The sequence below is a fragment of the Halalkalibacter oceani genome, from assembly GCF_023715705.1.
Taxonomy (GTDB): Bacteria; Bacillota; Bacilli; order Bacillales; family Bacillaceae_D; genus Halalkalibacter; species Halalkalibacter oceani_A.
Window position 1 is genome coordinate 1 of the sequence record NZ_JAMBOS010000142.1, and the last position, 207, is coordinate 207.

At 45.4% G+C, this 207-nt stretch carries 1 pseudogene; it reads right to left on the bottom strand.

Going from position 1 to position 207, the window contains the following annotated elements:
• A pseudogene (locus M3212_RS22495) lies at positions 1-207 on the bottom strand (transposase); the annotation flags it as partial.

Genomic DNA, 207 nt, shown 5'->3' on the forward strand with positions numbered 1-207 from the left:
GCAAGTAAGGACCATACTTGATATCTGATTGCCAGAGTTGGTTGCGATGTCGTTTCTGAAACCTTCGGGCGGCTACTCCTGTCTGGGAATAGAGTCTCATTTGTCGTGTACTGTAACCCTTTTCCGTCAGTTTTTCCTGAAGGGTTGACCTTTTGATTTGTCCTGGTTCAGCCAGCCCTTCCCATTCAAGAATCTGTATAATTTGAG